Source organism: Kitasatospora sp. GP30 (genome assembly GCF_029892145.1).
In the GTDB taxonomy this organism is placed as follows: Bacteria; Actinomycetota; Actinomycetes; order Streptomycetales; family Streptomycetaceae; genus Kitasatospora; species Kitasatospora acidiphila.
Map to the genome: position 1 here is coordinate 152,348 of NZ_JARZAH010000015.1, position 6,933 is coordinate 159,280.

Consider the following 6,933-nt stretch of genomic DNA (forward strand, 5'->3'; position numbering starts at 1 on the left):
CGGCTCCGCAAGCGGCGTGAGAGATGAGCGGCCGGCCCCGTCACCGGCGCCGGCCGCTCGCGTTCCCCGACCCGTGACGTTCCCACGCCCATCCAGGCCGGCTGCCGCCAGGCCGGTGCCGGTCAGGGGAGCAGCGCGGTGGCGAGCAGCCGGGCCTCGGCCGGGCAGCCGAGGGAGGTCGCGAGGCGACTCACCGCCGCGATGTTGATCCGCTCGGCGGTGTACCAGGCCACTGCCTGCTCGGAGTCGGCCAGGCCGCTCGTGAGTCCGTGCGGGGGGTCGGGTTCGAGGACGATGCAGCCGGACTGCGACCGGATCAGGGCCGAGGCCCGCTCGGCGGTGTGCACGTACCAGCGGACCACGCGGTGCGTTGCGGCCAGCCGGTCGGCGGGGGCCAGGTCACGCACGGCCTGCTCAAGGGCGTAGGTCCGCAGCAGGTCGTGCATCCGGTACCGGTCCGGTGCGACGGCGCCGAGCAGGCTGGCATCGACCACCTCCTCGAGCAGTCGCCGGGTCCGGCCCGCCGGGAGGCCCAGCAGCGCGGCGGCAGCGGGGAGCGGAAGCTCCGGGGTGGGGAACAGGCTGAGCACGCTGAGGATCCGCGCGGGGCCGAACTCCCCTGTCATGCCGGTGGGGGGTGTGAAGCCGACCGCCGCGACCTGCAGCATGTCGAGGCGGTCGGACTCGCCTTCGAATGTCTTGGCCAGATGGTCGAGCGACCACTCGGGCCGGCTGGCCAGCCGGGTGGCGGCGAGCCGCACCGCGCGTGGCAGGCCACCGCAGGCCGCCAGGATGGCCTCGGCCGCCGCCGGCTCCGCCAGCACCCGGGGTGGCCCCACGATGCGGCTGAACAGGCACCGCGCATCCGTGGCGGGCAGGACGTCGAGGTGCTCCAGCACGGCACCGGCCGGGCTCACCAACCGGCTGCGGCTGGTGACGAGGACGGCGCTGCCGCAGGATCCCGGCAGCAGCGGGCGGATCTGGGCCACGTCCACCGCGTCGTCCAACACCACCAGGCAGCGCTTGTCGGCCACCAGGCTGCGGAAGCCGGCAGCCTTGGCATCGAGGTCGGCGGGCAGCGACTCGGGTGGCTGCCCGAGGTCACGCAGCCAGCCGTTCAGCACGTCGGCGGGGTCGCGCGGCGCCGGGCCGCTACCGCGTAGGTCTGCATGCAACTGGCCGTCGGGAAAGTGCTGCGCGAGCAGATGCCCGATCTGTAGCGCCAGCGCGGTCTTGCCGAATCCGCCGCCTCCGGTCACCACGGCGATGGGCACCTGGCCGGGGGCGCCGCAGCTGCTCAGCAGTACCTCGGCCAGCCAGTCGATCTGCTCGGTCCGTCCGACGAAATCTGCCACCGCCGCAGGCAGTTGGGCCAGCGGCCTGGTCACCGCCAGGCCACTGGCGGCGGGCGGCGTGGCCGGCGCGATCGGCAACGGCCCTGCTGGCGGCGCCGCGGCGGTCGACGCCGCGGCCCGCTCCGCCTCGTCGAGGAGGCGCGGCAGCAAGGTGTTCTGGTTGCCGAGCGCGACCAGCAGGCTCTCCAGCGCCGACCGGTTGACGGGCCGCTTCCCGTTCAGCCAGCGTTCCCAGGAGGCCCGGCTGTAGTGGGTCAGCCGGCCGATGTCCTGGAAGGAGAGGTTGTGGGTGTCCTTCAGGGCCCGCAGTTCGACAATGAGCCGCCGCGCGGCCGGCGGAAGGTCATCGGGCAAAGGGGACCATACGAACGGCACCATCGTCTCCAGCACGCGGTCGGGCGCCGCCACCCGCGGGTAGGGACGCGTCTCACCGCCGGACAGCAGCGCTGCGGCGGGTGGTACGTCGAGCTGCGGACCGGCGGCGGCCCGCCCCGGGCGTGCCGGGACGGGCCGCTGCCCGATCCCTGTTCTCGGGCAGGGTGAAGCACTGTGCGTGCACTGGTGGATCGATCCCCGATGCCATTCGGCCGAGGGCCCATCTCGTGAGCTGTTGAGGGTCGACTCCGTGTCCGGGGCCCTGCGGCTTCTCGTAGCGCCCGTGGCCGATGATGGTTCACTGGCCCCGCCCGCGGACAGCCTTTAAGCCGGCGCCTTAAAGGCGTCGAGGATCCTGGGGGGAACCAGTGCGAGTGACCTTGGAGCTCGGGGAACAGGGACCGGCTGCCGTGCAGTTCGCGGTCTCACCGATGCAGCATCTGCTGATCGGACTCAACCAGCACAGCAGCACTCCGCTACCGCGCCGTCGCTGGTGGCGCACGGTCCGCTCCCGGGTTCCGGTCAGTGCTCTCCCGTTCCTCGACCTGGTAGCGGCCAATCCGTTCTACTTCCCGGACTTCCTGACACCTCCGATGCCGCAGACCCGGACGGGCGTCAGCCTGGCGGACGAGCTCGACGTGATCAGCTCGGTCAGCACCGAGCGGCTGCACGACGAGTTGGGCCGGTACGCCGAACTGGGCCCCGTCCCCAGGCCGGTGGCCCGACTGCTCGACGGCGGCAACCGGCAGCTGCAACGCGTCGTGCAGGGCATCCACGCCATCTACCGCGCCTGCCTGGTCGACGACTGGCCCGACATGGTCAAACTGCTCAACGCCGACATCAGCGCGCGTCAAGGCATCATCGGGGAGCGGGGAACGAGCTGGATGCTGGCCGACCTCGACCCGGCGTTCAGTGACCCCACACGCTTCGAACTCACCATCATGGCCCCGGTCCCGATCCCGGCGCGCCCCAAGCACGAAGCCGACGGAACAGAGATCGTGCTCGCCCCCAACCTGTTCCTCTGCGGCCTGCTCTCCCCGGCCTTCACCAGCCCGTGGCAGCAGCCCCTGTTCGCCTACACCGCCACCCCGACCGTCCTGGCACCACCCCCTGCCGTCGACGGTCTCGTCGCCCTCATCGGCAAAGGCAAGGCCGCGGCACTGCGGGCGATCGGCACTGGCCGCACCACCACAGAACTTGCCGCCCTGCTCGAGGTGAGCGCGCCAGCCGCCTCCCAACACACCGCAACCCTGCGAGCGGCCGGACTCATCACCTCAACCCGCCACGGACAACGCGTCGTCCACACCCTCACGCCCCTCGGCACCAACCTGCTGAACGCCAACCCCCACTGACGGCGGCGCCGTTCAGCCAGGTGTGGGGCTCGTTTGTCGGTGCCGCCGGGCACCCGGATGCCGGCCCTCCGGAACGTCCAGGCTCGTGGGGCGCTACAGCTGGCTCAGGATCGTCGGGTCCGTGATCTTCGTGTCGTCGGCCGGCAGCATTGCCTTGCTGAGGACCACAGCCAGCATGCGGTCTCCTTCGAAGGGGAGGCACCCGGTCTGTTGGGCGGCCGGGTTGGCCTTCGGGACGATGCACAGGTACTGGTCGTTCGGCGACACCAGGATGTTGCCCGAGCCGAGGTGGATCTTGTACATGTGGCGCTCGCCCGTTACGGGCAGCCCCTTCGCGCACCGGGTCGTCGGTGAGCGTGCGCAACTCGCCGTCGGCGAACCCGACGGTCGCACCGTCGACCGTCCGCAGCAGGCGCCGGGCCAGGGTGCCGACCAGCGGATGTCAGAACCCGAACACCGGCCCGCTGGGCGGCGCCAGGCGGGTGCCCGGACGGGGTGCCTGGAGGGCGTCGGAGCGCACGGGGGCACCTGGCCGGCCGCCGAGGGCGCGGGCCAGCCGGGCCGCTCCCTCCGGCATCACCGGCCAGGCCCAGGCGGCAAGCGCCCGGGCCACCGCCAACTGGGCGGCCAGGGCGGCCCGGTAGGGAGCGCGGCCGCTGCTGCGCTCCCGCTCATGGGCATTGACCAGCTGGAAGTCGGTGGCCATCCGCACCACTTCGTCCAGCAGTGCGACCGCGCGCCGCGGGTCGAAAGTCTCGGCCTCGTAGGCGGTGCGCAGTTCGGCCACGGTGGCGCACAGCCGGTCGTGCAGCACCGGCCAGCCCGTGCCGTCCGGCTGCTCCTCCGGCACGAGTCCGGCGCACTCCTCGCGCACCGCGGCGAACAGCCCGGCGAGCCAGGGGTTCCAGGTGTCCTCCAGGAACACCCGGGCGCCGTCCAGGTCGTCCAGGCTGAAGTCGGTGGCCCGCCCCACCGGGCGCTCGGCGAGCACCTGGCGGCGCAGCGCGTCGGAGCCGGCCTCGGTCAGTGCGTCCAGTGCCCAGACGGCGTGGCGGGCCGAGGTGGACATCTTGCGCCCCTGGAACCGGGCGAACTCGTTGACCTGGTAGCCGGCCGGCGCCGGCAGCCCGAGGCTCAGCAGCAGCGCGGGCAGCACCGCCACCTGGTGATGCGCGTGGTCGAAGCCGAAGAACTGCAGCGGCGCGGTCTCGGGCGCGAGCCGCTGGGCGGTCAGGACGTGGCCGGCCGCCAGCTCGAACCGGGAGTCGATCCGCTGGTCCTCGAACCCGTCGACGGTCACCTCGATGCCCCGGTCCGCCGGGTGGCTGACCGCCAGCTCGACCAGCCCGTCCCGGGCCAACTGCTCGCACAGCACGGCCAGCCGGGGCGGCATCGCCGTGGTGCGCCAGAACTCCAGCAGCCGGTCGCGGTGCGCCTCCAGCGGCAGGTAGAGGCGACGGCACTGGCGCAGCACAGTGGCGGTGCCGCACAGCGCGCAGACCGGGTCGAGCAGGTCGCCGCAGTCGTTCGGCCGGGCGCACTGCGGGCAGCCGCCGCCTGTGGTGGCGGTGCCGCAGTACGGGCAGCCGCCGGTGACGAGGGCGGAGTGCAGCCAGCGGTCGCAGGGCTCGCAGTAGGGCAGCAGCCGGCTGCGGGCGACCACGGTACCGTCGGCGTGCAGTCGGGCGAGCAGGTCCTGGACCTGGCCGCGGTAGCCGGTCTGCCGGCTGGGGATCAGCAGGTCGTCGAACTCGACGCCCGCGCGCTCCCAGTCGACGGCGATGGTCTCGGCGTAGCCGTCCGCGACCTCGTCGGCCTTGCGGCCCTGGAGCAGTGCGCAGCGCTCGACGGCGGTGTGGTGCTGGTCGATGCCGCTGGTGAGGCGGACCGGGCGGCCGTCGGCGCTCAGGTAGCGGCGCAGCACGTCGGCGGCGACGTAGGGCCCGGCCAGGTGGCCGACGTGGAGTTCGCCGTCGGGCACTGGCGGGGTCGCGGTGATCCATACGGGTGCTGACACGAACGTGCCTCCTTGCCGTCACGGCCGGGCGGGTTACCGGGGCGCGCCGGACCGGGAGAGTCCTCACCCCGAGGCAGTCGGCAGCTCGGGGTATCGGCGGGGCGCGGGCTCCATCGTGCCAGCCGGAATGCCGCCGCTGGGCCCGTTGGCACGGCGGCCACCTGCCGTGGCGTGTGGACGCCATGGGGCTGCTCGGACGGGCCGTGACGGATTGACGCCATGTCAGAGGTGCGCCATTTCGGGCTCGTTGTCCGCCGCCGGGCCCTCGGGTAAACCTGGCGGCGTCCAGCCGCCGAGAGGAGCGACGCATGCCCCAGGAACGCCAGGTTTCGCCGCCGGAGAGGGTGCTGGTGGTCACCGCGCATCCCGATGACACCGAGTTCTGCACCGCCGGCACGGTGCTGCAGTGGACCGCACAGGGGACGGAGGTGACCTACTGCGTGCTGACCGACGGCGACAACGGCGGCTATGACGAGGCTCTGCCCCGGCAGAGCCTCGCGCCGCTGCGCCGGGCCGAGCAGCGCGCGGCGGCGGCCGCCGCCGGGGTGCGGGAGGTGCGGTTCCTCGCCTATCCGGACGGGCGGTTGGAGCCCACCATGGAGCTGCGCCGCGATCTGACCCGGGTGATCCGCGAGGTGCGGCCCGAGGTGGTGGTGCTGCCCAGTCCGGAGATCAACTGGGACCGGATCGCCGATGTCCATCCGGACCACCGGGCGGCGGGTGAGGCGGCCCTGCGGGCGGTCTATCCGGACGCCCGCAATCCGTTCGCCCACCCGGAGTTGCTGCGGGACGAGGGGCTGGCGGCGTGGGAGGTGCCGGAGATCTGGCTGATCATGGGCCCCTCCCCCAACCACTTCGTGGACGTCACCGATGTCTTCGACCAGAAGTTCGCCGCGCTGAAGCTGCACACCTCGCAGACTGCCAATCTGGCCGATCTGGAGGCCCTGCTGCGACGTTGGCAGACCGAGCACGCGGTCGCCGGCCGGCTGGCCCCGGGCCGGCTGGCCGAGGCCTTCCAGGTGGTCCGGCTCTGAGCTGCCGTGCCACCGGTCAGTGGTAGATGACCAGTTCCTCGCGGCCGGCACCGACCAGTTCGTAGTGCTCCTCGGAGACCGGCCGACCGGTGTACATCCGGATCAGCGTGTCCTCGTCGCTGTGCAGTCGGGCCGGTGCCCGGCCGGCGACCAGGTTGCCGAACTGCCAGGAGCTGCGCGGGGTGAAGGCGCAGACCCTCGGGGTGCCGCGGTCCCGGCTCACCGCGGCCAGCAGTGCCAGCGCGTCCGCCAGGCCCTCGCTCCGGTATGCCCCGGGCATCCCGAGGGCCGCGCGGACGTCGCCGGCGTGCACCCATTCGCCCAGTGCGATGACGTCCAACTCGCCGCCGGCCGCCACGATGGCGGGGCCGGCCTCGGCCATGCCGTAGTCGAGTTCGTCCAGGATGCCGCTCAGCGGCCAGTCGGCGCGCTCGTGCACGTCGGCCGCGTTGTGCTCGGGGGTGAAGGCCGGCAGTCGCCCTTCGATGATGCGGACCAGTGCGGCCCCGCAGTGTGCGATCAACTCCCTGATGTTCCAGGCCGGGCAGGCCGTGCGGCGCTCGAACTCGGTGGCCGGCAGGCTGCGGAGCAGTGGGAGCAGCGTCTCACGTTCGATGCGCAGCAGCCTGCCGGGGCGGTCCGGGTCTCGATGTGCGGTCATGGCTCATGGTTTCCTTCTCGCTTAGCCGATGGATGAGTTGACGATGCGTCAGTAGCGGTACTGCTCCGCCTTGTACGGGCCCTCGACCGGGACGCCGATGTAGTCGGCCTGCTCCTGGGTCAGGGTGGTGAGCTTGACG

Annotated in this window: 7 protein-coding genes; 2 read left to right on the forward strand and 5 right to left on the reverse strand. The window is 72.5% G+C overall.

Annotation, left to right across the window (positions count from 1 at the left end; all coding sequences use genetic code 11):
• Nucleotides 1-122 precede the first annotated feature (122 nt).
• The gene (locus P3T35_RS22225) at nucleotides 123-1,709 is read right to left on the reverse strand and encodes a helix-turn-helix domain-containing protein (RefSeq protein ID WP_180356757.1); all 1,587 of its coding nucleotides are present in this window, start codon (nucleotides 1,707-1,709) and stop codon (nucleotides 123-125) included.
• A gap of 395 nt (nucleotides 1,710-2,104) precedes the next feature.
• On the opposite strand from P3T35_RS22225, the gene P3T35_RS22230 reads away from it, so the two are divergent.
• Complete coding sequence (locus tag P3T35_RS22230; RefSeq protein WP_101383958.1) at nucleotides 2,105-3,082, forward strand: helix-turn-helix domain-containing protein; 978 nt, start codon at nucleotides 2,105-2,107, stop codon at nucleotides 3,080-3,082.
• Nucleotides 3,083-3,175: 93 nt separating this feature from the next.
• On the opposite strand, the gene P3T35_RS22235 is transcribed toward P3T35_RS22230, so the two are convergent.
• Nucleotides 3,176-3,385, reverse strand: coding sequence for a hypothetical protein (locus P3T35_RS22235; RefSeq protein ID WP_348533429.1), 210 nt, complete (start codon nucleotides 3,383-3,385; stop codon nucleotides 3,176-3,178).
• Between the two features lie 139 nt (nucleotides 3,386-3,524).
• Nucleotides 3,525-5,099, reverse strand: a complete 1,575-nt coding sequence (locus tag P3T35_RS22240; RefSeq protein ID WP_101383957.1) for a class I tRNA ligase family protein — start codon at nucleotides 5,097-5,099, stop codon at nucleotides 3,525-3,527.
• A gap of 308 nt (nucleotides 5,100-5,407) precedes the next feature.
• On the opposite strand from P3T35_RS22240, the gene P3T35_RS22245 reads away from it, so the two are divergent.
• Complete coding sequence (locus tag P3T35_RS22245) at nucleotides 5,408-6,133, forward strand: PIG-L deacetylase family protein (RefSeq protein WP_101383956.1); 726 nt, start codon at nucleotides 5,408-5,410, stop codon at nucleotides 6,131-6,133.
• A 16-nt stretch (nucleotides 6,134-6,149) separates the two neighbouring features.
• On the opposite strand, the gene P3T35_RS22250 is transcribed toward P3T35_RS22245, so the two are convergent.
• Both P3T35_RS22250 and P3T35_RS22255 read right to left on the reverse strand, forming a co-directional pair.
• On the reverse strand, nucleotides 6,150-6,794 hold the full coding sequence (locus P3T35_RS22250) for a maleylpyruvate isomerase family mycothiol-dependent enzyme (protein WP_101383955.1): 645 nt from the start codon (nucleotides 6,792-6,794) through the stop codon (nucleotides 6,150-6,152).
• 48 nt (nucleotides 6,795-6,842) lie between these two features.
• A partial coding sequence (locus tag P3T35_RS22255) for an adenosylhomocysteinase (protein ID WP_280707407.1) occupies nucleotides 6,843-6,933 on the reverse strand: 91 nt, incomplete at its 5' end.

Excerpts from the sequence above, each read along its gene's own strand:
- P3T35_RS22235 (WP_348533429.1), bottom strand. The coding sequence starts at position 3,385 with ATGTACAAGATCCACCTCGGCTCGGGCAACATCCTGGTGTCGCCGAAC.
- P3T35_RS22245 (WP_101383956.1), top strand. The coding sequence starts at position 5,408 with ATGCCCCAGGAACGCCAGGTTTCGCCGCCGGAGAGGGTGCTGGTGGTC.
- P3T35_RS22250 (WP_101383955.1), bottom strand. The coding sequence starts at position 6,794 with ATGACCGCACATCGAGACCCGGACCGCCCCGGCAGGCTGCTGCGCATC.